This window comes from Dyadobacter sp. CY356 (genome assembly GCF_021440195.1).
GTDB lineage: Bacteria > Bacteroidota > Bacteroidia > Cytophagales > Spirosomataceae > Dyadobacter.
Window position 1 is genome coordinate 125,877 of record NZ_JAJTSZ010000007.1, and the last position, 15,259, is coordinate 141,135.

The 15,259-nt window shown below is 35.7% G+C and carries 10 protein-coding genes; 6 read left to right on the forward strand and 4 right to left on the reverse strand.

All coding sequences use genetic code 11. The features are described from left to right. Nucleotides 1-40 precede the first annotated feature (40 nt). The 4 genes from LXL81_RS21510 (at nt 41) to LXL81_RS21525 (ending at nt 4,457) form a co-directional block, all read left to right on the forward strand. The gene (locus LXL81_RS21510; RefSeq protein WP_234648825.1) at nt 41-679 is read left to right on the forward strand and encodes a uridine kinase; all 639 of its coding nucleotides are present in this window, start codon (nt 41-43) and stop codon (nt 677-679) included. 58 nt (nt 680-737) lie between these two features. After that, complete coding sequence (locus tag LXL81_RS21515) at nt 738-1,484, forward strand: hypothetical protein (protein ID WP_234648826.1); 747 nt, start codon at nt 738-740, stop codon at nt 1,482-1,484. A 33-nt stretch (nt 1,485-1,517) separates the two neighbouring features. Continuing rightward, nucleotides 1,518-2,258, forward strand: coding sequence for a hypothetical protein (locus LXL81_RS21520; protein ID WP_234648827.1), 741 nt, complete (start codon nt 1,518-1,520; stop codon nt 2,256-2,258). 267 nt (nt 2,259-2,525) lie between these two features. After that, nucleotides 2,526-4,457, forward strand: a complete 1,932-nt coding sequence (locus tag LXL81_RS21525; RefSeq protein WP_234648828.1) for an asparagine synthase-related protein — start codon at nt 2,526-2,528, stop codon at nt 4,455-4,457. A gap of 71 nt (nt 4,458-4,528) precedes the next feature. Here LXL81_RS21525 and LXL81_RS21530 read toward each other — a convergent pair whose 3' ends face one another. Then, on the reverse strand, nt 4,529-7,912 hold the full coding sequence (locus LXL81_RS21530) for a C25 family cysteine peptidase (RefSeq protein WP_234648829.1): 3,384 nt from the start codon (nt 7,910-7,912) through the stop codon (nt 4,529-4,531). 68 nt (nt 7,913-7,980) lie between these two features. Next, on the reverse strand, nt 7,981-10,959 hold the full coding sequence (locus LXL81_RS21535) for a C25 family cysteine peptidase (RefSeq protein ID WP_234648830.1): 2,979 nt from the start codon (nt 10,957-10,959) through the stop codon (nt 7,981-7,983). 568 nt (nt 10,960-11,527) lie between these two features. Here LXL81_RS21535 and acpP point away from each other — a divergent pair. Continuing rightward, nucleotides 11,528-11,761 (forward strand): acyl carrier protein, encoded by a 234-nt coding sequence (gene acpP / locus LXL81_RS21540; RefSeq protein ID WP_234648831.1) that lies wholly within the window; start codon nt 11,528-11,530, stop codon nt 11,759-11,761. Nucleotides 11,762-11,843: 82 nt separating this feature from the next. On the opposite strand, the gene LXL81_RS21545 is transcribed toward acpP, so the two are convergent. Both LXL81_RS21545 and LXL81_RS21550 read right to left on the reverse strand, forming a co-directional pair. Then, the gene (locus LXL81_RS21545; RefSeq protein WP_234648832.1) at nt 11,844-12,479 is read right to left on the reverse strand and encodes a response regulator transcription factor; all 636 of its coding nucleotides are present in this window, start codon (nt 12,477-12,479) and stop codon (nt 11,844-11,846) included. Nucleotides 12,480-12,482: 3 nt separating this feature from the next. Continuing rightward, nucleotides 12,483-13,724, reverse strand: a complete 1,242-nt coding sequence (locus LXL81_RS21550) for a sensor histidine kinase (RefSeq protein ID WP_234648833.1) — start codon at nt 13,722-13,724, stop codon at nt 12,483-12,485. A 693-nt stretch (nt 13,725-14,417) separates the two neighbouring features. Between LXL81_RS21550 and LXL81_RS21555 the strand changes: the two genes are divergently transcribed. Continuing rightward, nucleotides 14,418-15,233: a hypothetical protein gene (locus LXL81_RS21555; protein ID WP_234648834.1), complete on the forward strand. Its 816-nt coding sequence runs from the start codon at nt 14,418-14,420 to the stop codon at nt 15,231-15,233. Nucleotides 15,234-15,259: the final 26 nt, after the last annotated feature.

Sequence of the window (15,259 nt, forward strand, 5' to 3'; positions counted from 1 at the left end):
CATATACCTTTGTACCTGATAAAATATCAAAAACAATAAAATGATACCCCACGAAAAACCACCTTTCATTATTGGTATAACAGGCGGAAGCGCATCAGGCAAAACGTTTTTCATGAAATGCCTGATTGATTCCTTCAAAGCGGAAGACGTTTGCCGCATTTCACAGGATAATTATTATCGCCCGATTCATGAAATACCACGTGATGAAAACGGAGTTGAAAATTTTGACTTGCCTGAAACAATAGATCATCACCTTTTTGCTGAACATATTGCCGTGTTACGTGCAGGACGCGAAGTACATCAAAAAGAATATACCTTCAACAATCCGCTGATCAAGCCGGAAATTCTGGTTTTTGAGCCTCGCCCGATCATCATTGTAGAAGGAATTTTTGTTCTTTATTTCCCGGACATTGCCCGTCTTATCGATCTTAAGATTTTTGTAGACGCGAAAGAACATGTCAAAATCAAGCGTCGGATTATTCGTGATAATAACGAAAGAGGTTACGACCTGGACGATGTACTCTACCGTTGGGAACATCACGTTGCACCTACTTATGACAAATACATTTTGCCATTGCGCTCAGAAGCGGATATGATCATCAATAACAACACGCGTTTTGATACCGGACTGGATGTTTTGGTTGGGTTTTTGAAAAAGAAACTGGAAGAGCGGAAATGAGAAGAGGATTAATGTAAAGTAAATCATCTTACAGTGTACTTATTATAATTAAGGAAAAATGACAAATTTTACGCCTTATTTAGAACTTGTTAAGTTGAAAATTATCATGGCTGCAATGCTCTTGATGATTACTTTTTTACTATCATGCCAGCATGATGGAGCCGAACCAGCAGATCAATATAAATATTATCCCCTGGAAGTTGGACAATTTTCTATTTATGAAATAACAGAAGTTGTATATTCAGCAGGTCTAAAAGATCCTGTAACAAATAAATGGCAGGAAAAAGATGAGATAAATTCAGTAAGTATAAATTCCGCGGGAATTTCGACCTATCTGATATCAACATACCGAAGAAATACTTCCAGTGATTATTGGCAAAAAATAAAACAATATACCTCCGAGCTTTATCCGGATAAAATTGTCCAGAATATTGATAATGAGGCTGTCGTTCCAATGATATTTCCAATAGATAAAAACACAACATGGGACGGATTTATGTATTTAAATTTGAATAATACGGACAACCGCTATGGATATGATTTCACTTATGAAAATGTTGGCGAACCTTTTAATACAGGAGTAAACAGTTTTAATAAAACAATAAAAGTTGTGGAGCGGGTTGATACTTCCGGCTTAACAAAATACAATTTTGCATCAAAACATTATGCAAATAATGTAGGTTTGATCCTGGATCAACAGGCAGACTTGGAATATTTACAGGTAAATGGCGAACTATCAGGTTACAAAGTCATAAGTTCCGGAAAGAAAAGAATTAAAAGACTTATTGAGTACTCAAATAATTAATTTTATCTAAAGAACACACAAATCATATCTTCAATGGCTCTATATAATTTTACCAGAAACATACAATTGAACTGGAATATACTTAAATCATTTCTTTATATAATTCCGTTGCTAGCCATTCAATCCTGTAATGACAGCACAACTGATCCAATAAATACATATGACTATTTCCCTTTAACGGTAGGTCATTATATGATTTATGATGTAAACGAAGCCGTCTATTCATCCGGACAAGCGAATCCTGTTATAAAGGCTTATCAGGAAAAAGACGAAATTAGCAGTGTAACAGTAAACACAGATGGTAGTTCAACCTACATAGTATCCCGTTCATCACGAAACACCTCCGCAGATTATTGGGTCAAAACAAAGAAGTATAGTATCAATCAATTTCCTGATAAGCTGATATTCAATATAGACAACCAAAGTACTGTCCCTCTTGTTTTTCCGATAGATTCAAAAATTACCTGGAATGGAAATATGTATAATACCCTGGATGCGGAGGATTATCATTATGAAGAAATCAATCAGCCCTCTACATTAGGTAGCTTATCTTTTGATAAGACATTAACTTTGGTTGAAATAAGAGATACAACTTCCGTTATTGATTATAACCTCGGCTTAAAACGCTTCGCGATTGGTGTAGGACTTATTTATGACGAACAAACTTCTTATGAATATTGCCAGGCAACGGCTGCCTGCATTGGACAAGGAATCATAGATTCAGGCTCCAAAAAAACCAGAAAGATTATTGAGTACGGCCCCAAATCACTATAACTTTTATGCATTATTCGATTGCTAGACCACTTTTATATAATTTCTTTCACTTTTAGATTTGGATATTAAAAAAATCCCATTAATTTTACATCGGATATAACGTAAACACATTAAAACAACACGCAAATGACTAGATTGCACTCTACACAGACGAAGAAATCGTACAAAAAGCCGGTTCTGAACAAATTAGGCAAAGTTAGCAAGCTAACTCGTAAAACTGGATCTGATAATGACGGCGAAGGCGGTTTCAATCCAATCTGATAAGTCTTGATAAGTATCTTCTTTTCATACGATAATATCGTTTCAAATTTAGAATACAATAAAAGCAACCTACATATTTCCTTTTCAAAAGGATATGTTTTATCAGAAGACTGTAAAAATCTTGAAAACAGATTTTTTTTCGAAAGTCTATTAGATATTAATGAGGTAAAATGTCAAAATGAAACGGTATCAAAAGAAATTTTTTCTTTTGATACCGTTTTTGCTTTGAGAAGGTTTCAAAAACAAATAGCATCAGAAAACAGATTAATTCAATCATTATATTACAATTCTGACGACGATACAATAAAAATAAATCGTGACTTATTTGGCCTTATACCTCTATACTATATCCACATTCCTTTTAAGTTTTTTGCGCTTTCAACAGAATTAACTTTTTTACTTAATATCCCGGAAGTCAGGTCGTATTCCGACATTGATATTACCCGTATATCCAGTTATTTGAAATGGATGAATGACGGTTCACCATATAATAAGAATACATTTTATGCAAACATTAAAAGTGTTCTTCCCGGTCATGTTCTGGAAGTTTCAAAAGAATCGGTTAACTCCACTCCTTACGTCGATTTCAATCCCGGAAAATGGAACCATCTTAAAACAGTAGATGACTATGGAATCGCTTTTCGGGATCTTTTTGAAAAATCAGTGGGAACCCTTCTTCGGAATAAGTCTATTATCGGATCTCATTTAAGCGGTGGCCTTGACTCTTCTTCTGTAAGTTGCATGTGTAGAGTCTCTGCTCCTAATAAGGTCATTCACACGTTTTATGCTGACACTTCTACGGAATCTACCAACGAAGGACATCTTGCTCTTGAAGCCGCTGTTAGTATTTCTGCAAGGCATCACGTTGTAATACCTTCTAATCACGATCTGGAAACAATTATAAAGCATACCGCTCTGTGTGGCTTTCCAGAACAAATGGTTATTGGCTCTGCCCTTCAATCAAGTTTAATGACTGAGGCCCAAATGTTTGGTTGTGATATATTGATGACTGGTTCGGATGGTGACAGCATTGTAGGTCATGGCTTTGAATATTTGCAACAGCTTACTGATAATCGCAATTGGATAGCTTTACTAGAAGGTCTACAAGACATGGCCACTAATCGAAAGCCCGTTGATGCAGGCAAAGATTGGGCTATTTTAGACATGGATAAAAAGAAGCAATTTGTTTATATTGACTATTTTTACAAACAATTAGCGCAAAGTCTTCATGAAAGATCCTTATTAAAATCGTTATCACTGATCTCTTCAGCTTCAAAGTATTTCAATGTATCACCTGGCTCAATACTTAGAAAAGTAGCTCATTCATTAAAAAATAGTATTGCCCATTCCACTCGACTACCAACATCTATTAGCAGAAAATCAGTACAACATTTAAACTTTGCCCAAGAATCTTTATTACAAGCACCTCAATCACTTATTAGAAACTTATCTTCCGGTTACCTATCTTCTTTTGAGGACGTTTTCTACAATCAAGCCATTGCTATAAATGAAGAAAGATATTATTTAGGAAATCATTATGGTATCAATTTAGGATATCCCTTTTATGATAAAGACTTGTTTGAATTAAACTTAGCAATTCCGTTAAAAATTAAATTTGACAATGCAAGAGGTCGCGGACAACTCCGGAATGCCATGAATGGAGTTTTACCAGAAAATATAAGATTAAGGACAGATAAAGGAATTTTTGGAATTTATGCCAGGCAAGCTGCAATAAGACTATATGTAGAAGGCAGAGATTTTTTAACAGATTCTAGTCAGGTATGGGATTACGTTGATAAATCATTATTTCAACAAGCTGTTAAACTTCTTATGACTGAAAATCAGCCAAGATATATTTATAACAGGATGCTGTTCTTTGTTAACAGAACTATGAATTTGACTATCTGGTTACACTTTTATAATCAAAAACGCTTTTAGTTAATAAAACGCCTCATAGAGATCTTATTAACTAAAAGCGTTTTTGATTATCCGATTCCTGTTTATTGACCTTATTTCACAATAACAATTTTACCAGTATTTCTGCTTTCTTTACCGTCTAAATTAATAAATTTTACATTGTAGAAATACAGTCCTGAAGCAGAATTAGGCTTCCAGTACCACTCGTTTAATCCCGAGAATAAAGAGTCTATTTGATTCTTCTCTAGAATGTTTCCTTGTGAATCATAAATAAGCCATTCAATTGATTTGAAAGATTTAGCATCATCAATATTTACTTCAAAATGAACAAAGGATGAGGCTGGATTAGGACTGACTACGACTGGCAGTTCCACATTTTCCTTATCAATTGAAAATCTAATCGTATACGGCTGAAGAGTTGAATTGCCTGAACTATCCTTTGCTTCAACCATTAACTCGTAGACTCCATCAACTAAATTATCCGCAAAATAATCAATCATGAGCGATTTATTTGAAACCTGACTAGTCCTTAATTTGCCATTGGAATAAGCTAAACGCTTAAAATTACAACTATTATCCCCACATGATTTAAGATACACATTCATGTATGAACTATCCACATCTATTGCCCTGTCATCAATTAACAATAATTGAATTTTAGGAGATGGCTTTATTACTTCGTCATTTTTTAAGATGCGGTTATTAAAAGTAACAGTAAGTAATGGCGCAATTAAATCCTTCTGTAACCCTCTGGGATAAACAGTCTCTTCTTTTGCTACATTCCAATCAATTAAAAGCTCAGCTGTGTTATTACTTATATTTGACTCCTTCAAAGTTTCACCAGGATCGATATCAACTTTAATACTTTGAATACTTTTGTTATTTGTTAGAGATACAAATACAGTGTCCTGATATGCAATAGATGGTACTATTAAGTTCTTTATATCAATAGTGCCGTCTGAATAAAATATCTTGACCTGAAGTGGAATAGTAATGGTTTTATCATATTTACCCAGATTTGATAATATAGTGGCTACTCTTAGACTTTGAGAATTTCCAATATTCTTACCTGCTGATTCCGAATACAGCAAGATACCTCCCCCTGAATCCACGGAGTAATCCAAATCTTTAAGCTTAATAATTTGTATGGCTGGATCTCCATGCACTAATGATTGATGTAAATTTCCTATATCATAGATATTGCTACTTTGGCTCGAAATTTTACTTGCAACGGCTTGCATTATTTGCCCGATTGTTGGAGGGGTTTCGTGAGTTTGCCCGAATATTTCATCATACAAATGGATTAAATGCGTTGTGGTTGGAGCAACATAGCTATTAAATGAATTTGCAATAATTGCTATTGCTCCTTTATTGGGAGTAACAAGCCAATCCGTTGCTAAGACGTTTTCATCTCTTCTACTAAAAACATTACCAACTCCGCATCCATTAAAATACATAAGAGGATATTTGTCTTGATTTGAATATCCTCTGCTTGCATCAGAGACAAAACCTAAATCTAAATCAGTCACTGTCGGAGACCCATGGCCAAAATAACTTATCATGCCTACCCCCTTGTTAACATCAGGAAAAACATTAGCCTCCTCAACCTCAATTGTACTTTGTTTGACATATGGTATAACCTTTCCACCAACTTCACCAGAAGACACCTCTGGTACCAAATCATTTAAGATATCACGAAGCTGGTTAATTTCAGAAGCAGTCTTTCCACCACTTACATGCAAAACATTTTTGCGCCAGCCAATATTCACTATTTGTTTTTCATACGATTGCACCTTTGCCAGATAATTTAATACATCGATCGGCTGCAATGCAGAGATACGTCCAACCGGAATAGAAGGAACATTTTCACCTTTCCCCTGAAGCCCGGCAACAAGCAGCACATCAGATCCAGGATCGCCAAAGGTTGGAACTTCACCAGGCATTTCTTTAACTATTCTATCGGGAAGAGTTATTGATTTACCGATAAGAAACAAATTATGTTTTGCACGGATACCCGTTTTTAACATATAATCAACAAAGCGCCTAACGGCTACCGCACTAGGTTCTCCATAATTAAACTGATCATAGATGCTGCTTATTTCAAAAACAACCGATGTATAATTTCCTCCTTCCAGAGAATTCCTATACTGAGCATATTTTTTTGCAGATTCAAGCAGATTTTTATTCGTTATAATCAGATAATCAAATTTACCCGGATCAATCGCTTTTTGCTTATTAAAATTACTATCGCTCGTATAAGCAGGAGTAAAATCTACCGTAGAAATATTGTCATTTGAAATTGTCTTGATTTTCGAAGAGGAGGATATAAATAATGTCAGATCATTATTTGCTGTGCGAGGAATCATTCCTTCCACAGAAGAATCAGTAATGTTGTAAGTGAGGATTTTTGGTTGATCAACATTAGTAACATCATATATTCTGCTATCACCTGGCACACCAGTGATTTTCACTCTACTTGAAGATGATCCAGTTCCTTTAAAATAGAAATATGCCGATGAATCACCTGACATATCCGTTTTTTGAGGATAAATTATAGAATAGTAAGATAATGCAAATCGATCATTAGCATCGCTGGAATTTGAAATTACCTTAATTCCACCATTACCATCTGACGATATATCAGTTGCACCAAGCTCTATTTTACTTACTTTTCTACCCCCAAATCCAACAAAATTTACGGTCGAGATATTTCGCAAACTTGCATTATCCAATGTTTTGCCAATGGATATCTGAACGTTATGAGCTCCATTGTGCAATCCATTAACCATAAACTCAAATTGAGGTTTTTTATCTGCACTGCTTATCCAATTTTTTAGTTTAAAAGTCTCCGTAAAAACTGAATTTGAAGAAGTTGTGCCACTTGCACTCTGTCCATATATTGTGCTCCCGGTCCATGAATTCATATCTTCATAAAAACTATTGTTCATGGGTGCAGCAATTGCACTGGTAGACTGAGCAAATTGTGTCGTATATGTTTTGATTAGTTTTTGAAAATGAAATGGCTCAACTTCTCCTGTTAAAGGAGAATTGCCTATGAGTACTGCCCGTTTGTTAGTACCTGTGTTAACGGTAAGAAAGTAAGAACTTAAATCTGAAAAGAAGCTAATGTATGGATTTAGCCTAGCAGTGGTAGGTCTAAACAGTAAAGAGTCTATCGCTCCGTCATTAGGTTCTGCATAAAACAAAACCTCATTATTGGCCGTACTTAGGATACTAATTTCTTTTCCCCTGTGCCAGAGCTGTAAATTTTCTGAACTCTTAGTAAAATCATCAGGTAATAATGCAAAAGGAACCCTATGGATTCCTTTTGAAGATACTTTCACTTTTACGTATTTTTTTGTGTAATCTATCCATTCGTTCCCATAAACACCGCTCCATTGCGCGAAACATGATGTCACGGTGCCAAGTAATAAAATATTTAAGAGAAGGTATTTTCGGAAAGTTCTGACCAACATAGCATGTTATTAAAATATTGGTGTCTAAACTTTTTTAAGTTTAGACACCAATCAAGATAATTTAAGTGTTATTCTTTTACAATTTTTTTATGATAAACGTCTCCATTTTCAGTAACAATATCAAGAATGTAGACACCTGTTGGATAGTTCTGTAATGATAAATGTGACTTTGTTCCGCTTCCTAGGACTTTTCCTGAATTATTTAGTATGGACCAAGATTTCAACGTTGTTGGCGTGTTTAATTTAATGTCTACAACATTTTTAGTTGGATTTGGATAAACAACTGATTGCTCAATATCACTTGTTTTAATAGAAACAATTCTGGAAAAACTATCTTCTGAGGAAGGAGCAGATCCATCTTTTCTATCAACTTGTCTGATTCTATAATAATTAAGACCTTCCAGAGGCTGATTATCAACAAAGCTATAATCACTTTGAGTCGAAACATCACCTTTACCTTCAACAGAACCAATGCTTACAAAGTTTTTAGCATTGTAGCTACGTTCAATTATAAAATGGCTATTGTTTATTTCCCAAGCTGTTTGCCAGTCTATCGTAACCTGATTAGTTCCACTTAATTTTGCACTTATATTAATGAAACCTACTGGTAAGGGGTTGAATGAATTTAAAACAACAATAGCTGGATCACCAATTAAATTGGCTTGATGTATGTTTGTAATATCGTAGTCATTAGCAGCCAATACTCTTCCTGCAGCGGATCCTGTTATAATTAAGCTAGCTGAATTCCTATGAATCTGACCCATGGTTTTTGTTTTCATAGTCGCCTCTTTCTGCGCAAACAACTGACCATATAAAGTTTCCAGATAAGTGATTGTCGGGGAGACATAACTATTGAATGAACTTGCTATCATGGCAATGGATCCTTTTCCGCTTGTCAGTAACCAATCTCTTGAAAGCACATCACCTTGTTGACTATTACGACTAAATAAATTACCTACACCGCAACCATTAAAATACATTATTGGGTACTTGGTATTTGAATATGTATCACCAGTGCTACTATAATTATTGGTAGGGCCACTAGGTTTGGATACTAATCCAACGTTCAATAACGTCTCATTTGGGCTTCCATGTCCATAGTATGTGATCATACCAACACCATTATTTACGTTTGTAGTAATATTTGCGGGAGTTATATTCGTACTGGGCGAAGCTGTTGTAAAATTTTGTACGCTACGAGAATTATCAGATTTAACAATTGGAGCTACATCATCTAAAATAGCTACAAAATCATTTTGCTCATCTACTGTCTTTCCACCTGCAATGTGTAAGACTTTTTTTCTCCAGGAAAGACCGCTGGTTTCCGACTCATATGTTTTAACTTTTTCAAGATAAGCAGTAATCTGATAATCATAAAAAGCAGGAATACGTCCTACCGGAATAGATGGAACATCCTGATTAAATCCATTTAATCCGGTTACCAACAAAACGTCAGAACCAGGGTCACCAAATGTTGGGACTTCGTCCGGCATCTCTTTTTGTAATCTGCTTGGTAAGGTTACGTTATTTCCAATGAGAACTAAATTATGTTTAGTCCTGATACCACTTTTAGTCATGTAATCGACAAAACGTTTGATAGCAACGGCACTAGGTTCTCCGTAATTAAACTGATTGTATATGTCTTTCACATCATAAATCAGGGTTTTATAATTACCTCCCGCAGATGAATTGCGATAAGAAGCATAATCTATTGCTTTCAGTTTTAGTGTACTATTCGTAACAATCAAATAATCATATGATGCCGGGTCTATTGCAGAATTCACATTTGATACTGTCGGTAAAGCGTGATAAGGAGTCCACGTTACATCAGTAATCTGGTTAGCTGCAATTGTCTTTATATCTGCCGGTAGTGAAGCGAATACTTTAACATCGCTAGCACTTGTACGAGGTACCATGGCTTCAAAAGTGGACCCTGAAAGATTACCAGAAATAATTTTAGGCTCATCAATATTTGATATATCGTATAATGAGATACCGCTTTGAGAATTTGAAATACTCAAATGTATTGCCTGGCTGGATGCCTTAAAATTAAATTGTACAGAATTTAATCCAGCCATATCTGTTAATTGAGGATATGTTATGGCATAAAAGCTTAGGGCAAATCTATCCGTAGTATTGTCAGAAGTGGTATTGGATTTTAGTTGGATAATACCTGTACCCGACGGACTTATTTTGTCTGCTGGTATATTAAAATTAGATACTTTACGCCCTCCAAAACCTGAAAAATTAAATAATGTGACGTTACCCTGATCAGCGTCAGCATCTGTCTTACCTATCGAAATATTAACAGCATGATTACCATTATGCAGGCCGTTAATCAATAGCTCCAAAACAGGTAGATCAGATGCCGTACTTACCCAGTTTTTTAATTGAAAAGAATTATTTGAAATTTTATTAGCACCAGTAGTGAACGCACCAAAAATTGAAGGGCCTGTCCACGAATTTGACTCATCATAGTAACTGTGATTCAAAGGTGAAGCAATAGCCTCAGTAGATGAAGCAAACTGGCTGGCAAATTTCGTTACATCAGTCTGAAAATGATATTGCTCCGCTGCTCCTGTTAATGAAGTACCATCCACAGATATGGCACGTTTGGTGCCTGATTTAGATGTAAGGAAGTATGCTCCTAAATCTGAAAATAGACTCACATATGGATTAAGACGAGCAGCAGGTGAAGGACGAAACATAAGCTCATCAGATTTTCCGTCATTAGGTTCACCGTAAAACAGGATTTCATTGTTGGATGTACTTATGATTGCTACCTCCTTACCTCTATGCCATAATTGAAAATCAGATTCATTCTTTGGAAAGTCATTTGGAAGATTGGCAAAAGGAATTTTGTGAAGTCCTTTCACAGCAACAGGTATTTTCACATACCTTTTTGTATAATCAATCCATTCATTACCATAAACACCACTCCAAGAAGTTTGAGCAATAGTTTCTGATGCCTGCAGTATTAATCCACAAACTGTCAATGCAGTGATATAGACCAATCTCCTAATCGATAAAGTAAATTTTTTGTGCATAGTGCAAATTAGATTATAGTTACGATATTTTAATTTTCAAAATTTCACTAAACCATGTGAATATTTATAACAACTAATATACTACTATATAAAGTGTTATCCCAAATTCATCAGCCTAATAAATTAACGTTGAAATTACAACAACTTCAACATCTCTACAAATTAATAAAATATAAATAGCACTAAATATTAACCTGAAATATTAACCTGCCCTATTTTGAATATAAATCAGTTCATCTTTGTGCTATGACGAGTGTTTTGATACATAAGTAACACGATAGTGGCATTAATATTTATATGCTTTTCTCCATCAAATAATTATATTTCCATTCACTACAAATTACATAGACCAAGATTCCGCCAACATCACTAATCCAATTTACATTCCAACATCAATTCCATATTAAAATATTTTAATATGATTTAACAATTTCATAATGAGGTAAATATAAAATATATGCTAATGGCGGAACGTTTTGGACTTTTTAATGGTACTATTTCTACGTAAATTTCGTTTATCCAAAACGGAATTCTTCAAAAATTGTAAATCTTATATATTAGCCAGACCATGAAAGAACGTATTATTAAAATTTTGAACAACTTCGGCATTGATAAAAATGCGGTTTCTGACAACGCAAATTTCATGAAAGATCTTGGCTTTGACAGTCTGGATACAGTGGATCTGATGATGCAGCTTGAACAGGAATTCAATATTGCTATCCCTGATGATGATTATTCAAAGATAATAACTGTTAAAAGTCTGGTTGAATATCTCGAAGAACGTCAGGCAATTGCAGCGTAATCCCACAATCAAATGACTATGTCTTGACAAAACCTGACAATAAATGACTTCTTTATTGTCAGGAACAATTACACTACCCAGTCTACAAAGCTCTTCCCGTCACCCACTTGTTAGAATTTGCCACTTTTATTGCATCTGCCTTGCTGGATACTTCAAGTTTCCGATAAATATTTTTGATGTGGCTTCGTATGGTTTCCTTGCTAACATATAAGTCCAGCGCAATTTTTGAATAGCTTTTCCCTTCTGCAATACTTTGAAGCACCTCTGTTTCCCGTTCGGTCAATGGAGAATTCTGTTGTTGCTGGAATGATTGCACCACCATTTTGGCGATAGATAAACTCATGGGCGCTCCGCCAGCCAGGGCTTCATCAATATTCTGGACAATTTCAGAAATATTGGAATTTTTGACAATATACCCGCCGGCACCCGCACAAAGTGAGCGAAAAACCTTTTCGCTGTCCTCCAAAACTGTGATAATTAAAACGATACAGTCCGGATATAGCTTTTTAATTCTGATTGTGCCTGCAATACCATCCATCCCTGGCAGTTCAATATCCATCAATACAATATCGGGCAGATCCTGATCCAGATGTTCCAAGGCCTCTTCAACATTGCTGTACAAATTCATTACTTCATATTTTTCGATCGTCTCCAGTACTGCCCTGAATCCTTCCCGGATAGAAATATTATCTTCAACAATTATAATCCGTTTTTTCATAAATCACTTTTCTAACGCAACAATAGTAAAATGTACCGGAGCATCTATTTGCAGCCGTGTTCCCTGTGAACTACCATAAACTTTAAATCTGAAATCATTTTCCTTACTACGCTTTTCCATATTATGGAGCCCGTTATGAGGCTCTACTTTACTAGGCTCCTTCCACGCGCCGTCATCTTGCAGGGAAATGGAAACATAATCCTTAAAAACTGCCATTTCCATAAGGACTTCCTTTGCACCGGAATGTTTGGCAACATTTGTCATGGCTTCTTTAAAAATAAAAATGATATGACGAGAGGCAAATGCCTGTAATTGAACAGATTCTACTATGGTATGAACCGTTGATTTAACAGAAAAAGCAATATCAAACTGGTTATAAAAAACTTGGCCAAATGAAGTCAGGTACGCAAAAAGCTCCTGAGGATCATCGCTGTTATTATTAACACTCCAAAGAAAGTCACGGCTGGAGGCATATAGTTTGTCGCTGTTCATAATGATGTTGTCAACAACCGACAGTACTGTGGGCTGATCTTTTAATTTCAATTCCAAAATAGCAGCTTGCCGGGTAATGGCTGACAACATATTTCCTGTTTCATCGTGAAAATCGCTGGCCAGATTTTGCCTCATTGTTGACAATTGCTGCGTACGATCCTTCACCGCTCTATCCAGCAAATCAATCCGGATATGCTGCTGTTCCCTGATCTGTAAACGTGCTGCATCATGTTGCTCCTGAACAAACCAGAAAAAAGCACCAAAAAAAATCGTCAGAACGACATGAGAAACAACGGCATACAGATTTTTATCATTTACTTCCGGAACAGAATAAAACAAATAAATGATGGCCAGAATATTAAAACAAATCATTAGAAGGCCAATTCTTCGATTAAACCAGAAGCCTGTCAGCAGCAAAAGATATAAGGTAGTTACGGCAGGAGAATCAATTCCACCAGTTTCCAGTGTATCATTCACAATGACCACATAACTTGTCACCAATCCCAGAAGTAACGGAGGCCAGTAGATGCCGTATATTTTCAGAGAAAATAAGGTACAAATCCCCAGACCTGCCAGAATGTAATATCCAATAAGCGTTGGAGGGAAAAAGAACAAAGGTATAGGTAAAATAAGCAGCAAAGTGGTAGCTACGATTGTACCGCTCACGATTGTACGCACCTGATCATACTCCGGATGCAATTTATTTCGCAGTTCAGGTGTCAAAAAATAATTAATCAGCTTTTCACGTATCATGCGAATGTTGTCGACACTGTAAAATTAAACAGCTTCAGGTCAATTTGATGTTTTAAAATAAGTACTACTACAAAATCCCCCAAAATGGGTGATTGATTCCCTTAATTTATGCCCCTAATTTTGATATCGCTAAGAAGCTGAATTTAGCTGCTTCAAATAATTTCTAAATGACATTCCTGGTTAATATATCAGCAAAACTATTGATATCATTCGGGTTTTGTTACCAACTAAGAAATCCTCCTCGATCAGCCTTGCAAAATTAGGCATATAACCACGGCTGGTGGTGTAATGGCTGCCAGCTTATATTTATCCTGACGATAACGGAAACAATAATATACTACCACCTCTATTCACCTGTGCACACACTATAACATTTTGATTTTCATTGTAAATAATAAAATCAAAATGTATTATTGCAGAGATTTTATATACCCTCCTTACTCAAAAATAAAATGAAACCATTTTACAACTTCACTCTTGTAAATCTTTTTAAGTATTTAAAAAGATTTTTCGCATCCGGCGGTTTTTATAACATAAAATCCGCAATCCTCAGTAATTTTTCTTTTCTATTGAGTTGTACATACCTCTTGAAGCAATTATCCTGCTCATATTTATTAACAGACACGCGTTGAGGCCGAGATACTCATAAGTTCTCTACATCCTTTTCAAAATCATCTTCTATTCAAGCGGTCTATGAAATCTCTGTGCGCCAGAAGTATTATACTTCTATTGCTGTCATGCTTTTTTAATTCATACTCTGGTGTTTCACAACATTTGAAGCTACCTGTCAGTGACTTCAATGAAAAAAAATACGAGCCTGTTTCTGATAATTCTATTCTTACCAGAGGGCAAACCCGATGTTTTTCAGGCACCGGAATGCTGAACGAACTGATCCTGGATGGAGGTACATTGTTAGTTACAGGAAAAATGAAAATCAAAAAACTGACAATTCTTAAAGGCAGTATTGTCGTTGCCAAAAAAGCATCAGCCATCTTGCCCGCTCTTGAATTTAATGGAAACGCGTCACTGATTAATTGTGGATCTGTAACATTTACAGGAGACGTTTCACTAAACCATACCAACAATTGCATAGCTAACAATGGCCCGGACGCCAAAATGAACTGGGGATCTTCCGTTTTTAATTTTGGAGGAAAAAATTCCATTTTCATTAACAACGGCATTTCAGATATTGGCAACTTATTATTGAATTCTAAAAAAGGAAAGGTATTGTTGGGTCCCAACTCTCTCACAAACGTTGTAAATCTGACAAATAACTTCAAAAACCGAATTTTCATTCCCAAAGGAATTGCCAAACTTAGCCAGGCCGGGTACGCTCAACTTTCACAATCATTAACCGATAGTCACAACCTGATTGTTTGTCCCGGCCCCTACTCAGAAATCCGTAAAGCCGTGGTTTCAACAGGAGGATATGGCAAGGCCAATGTGATGGAGAAAGGCTGCACCTCTTTCCCATCACCTATAAATCCAATTTTAACTTCTTATAAGTAACTAGTAGTCAATAATATTTCATTACA

What these genes read in the sequence shown, in the direction of transcription:
- LXL81_RS21510 (WP_234648825.1), top strand. Translation starts at nt 41, where the DNA reads ATGATACCCCACGAAAAACCACCTTTCATTATTGGTATAACAGGCGGA.
- LXL81_RS21515 (WP_234648826.1), top strand. Translation starts at nt 738, where the DNA reads ATGACAAATTTTACGCCTTATTTAGAACTTGTTAAGTTGAAAATTATC.
- LXL81_RS21520 (WP_234648827.1), top strand. Translation starts at nt 1,518, where the DNA reads ATGGCTCTATATAATTTTACCAGAAACATACAATTGAACTGGAATATA.
- LXL81_RS21530 (WP_234648829.1), bottom strand. Translation starts at nt 7,912, where the DNA reads ATGTTGGTCAGAACTTTCCGAAAATACCTTCTCTTAAATATTTTATTA.
- LXL81_RS21535 (WP_234648830.1), bottom strand. Translation starts at nt 10,959, where the DNA reads ATGCACAAAAAATTTACTTTATCGATTAGGAGATTGGTCTATATCACT.
- acpP (WP_234648831.1), top strand. Translation starts at nt 11,528, where the DNA reads ATGAAAGAACGTATTATTAAAATTTTGAACAACTTCGGCATTGATAAA.
- LXL81_RS21545 (WP_234648832.1), bottom strand. Translation starts at nt 12,479, where the DNA reads ATGAAAAAACGGATTATAATTGTTGAAGATAATATTTCTATCCGGGAA.
- LXL81_RS21550 (WP_234648833.1), bottom strand. Translation starts at nt 13,724, where the DNA reads ATGATACGTGAAAAGCTGATTAATTATTTTTTGACACCTGAACTGCGA.
- LXL81_RS21555 (WP_234648834.1), top strand. Translation starts at nt 14,418, where the DNA reads ATGAAATCTCTGTGCGCCAGAAGTATTATACTTCTATTGCTGTCATGC.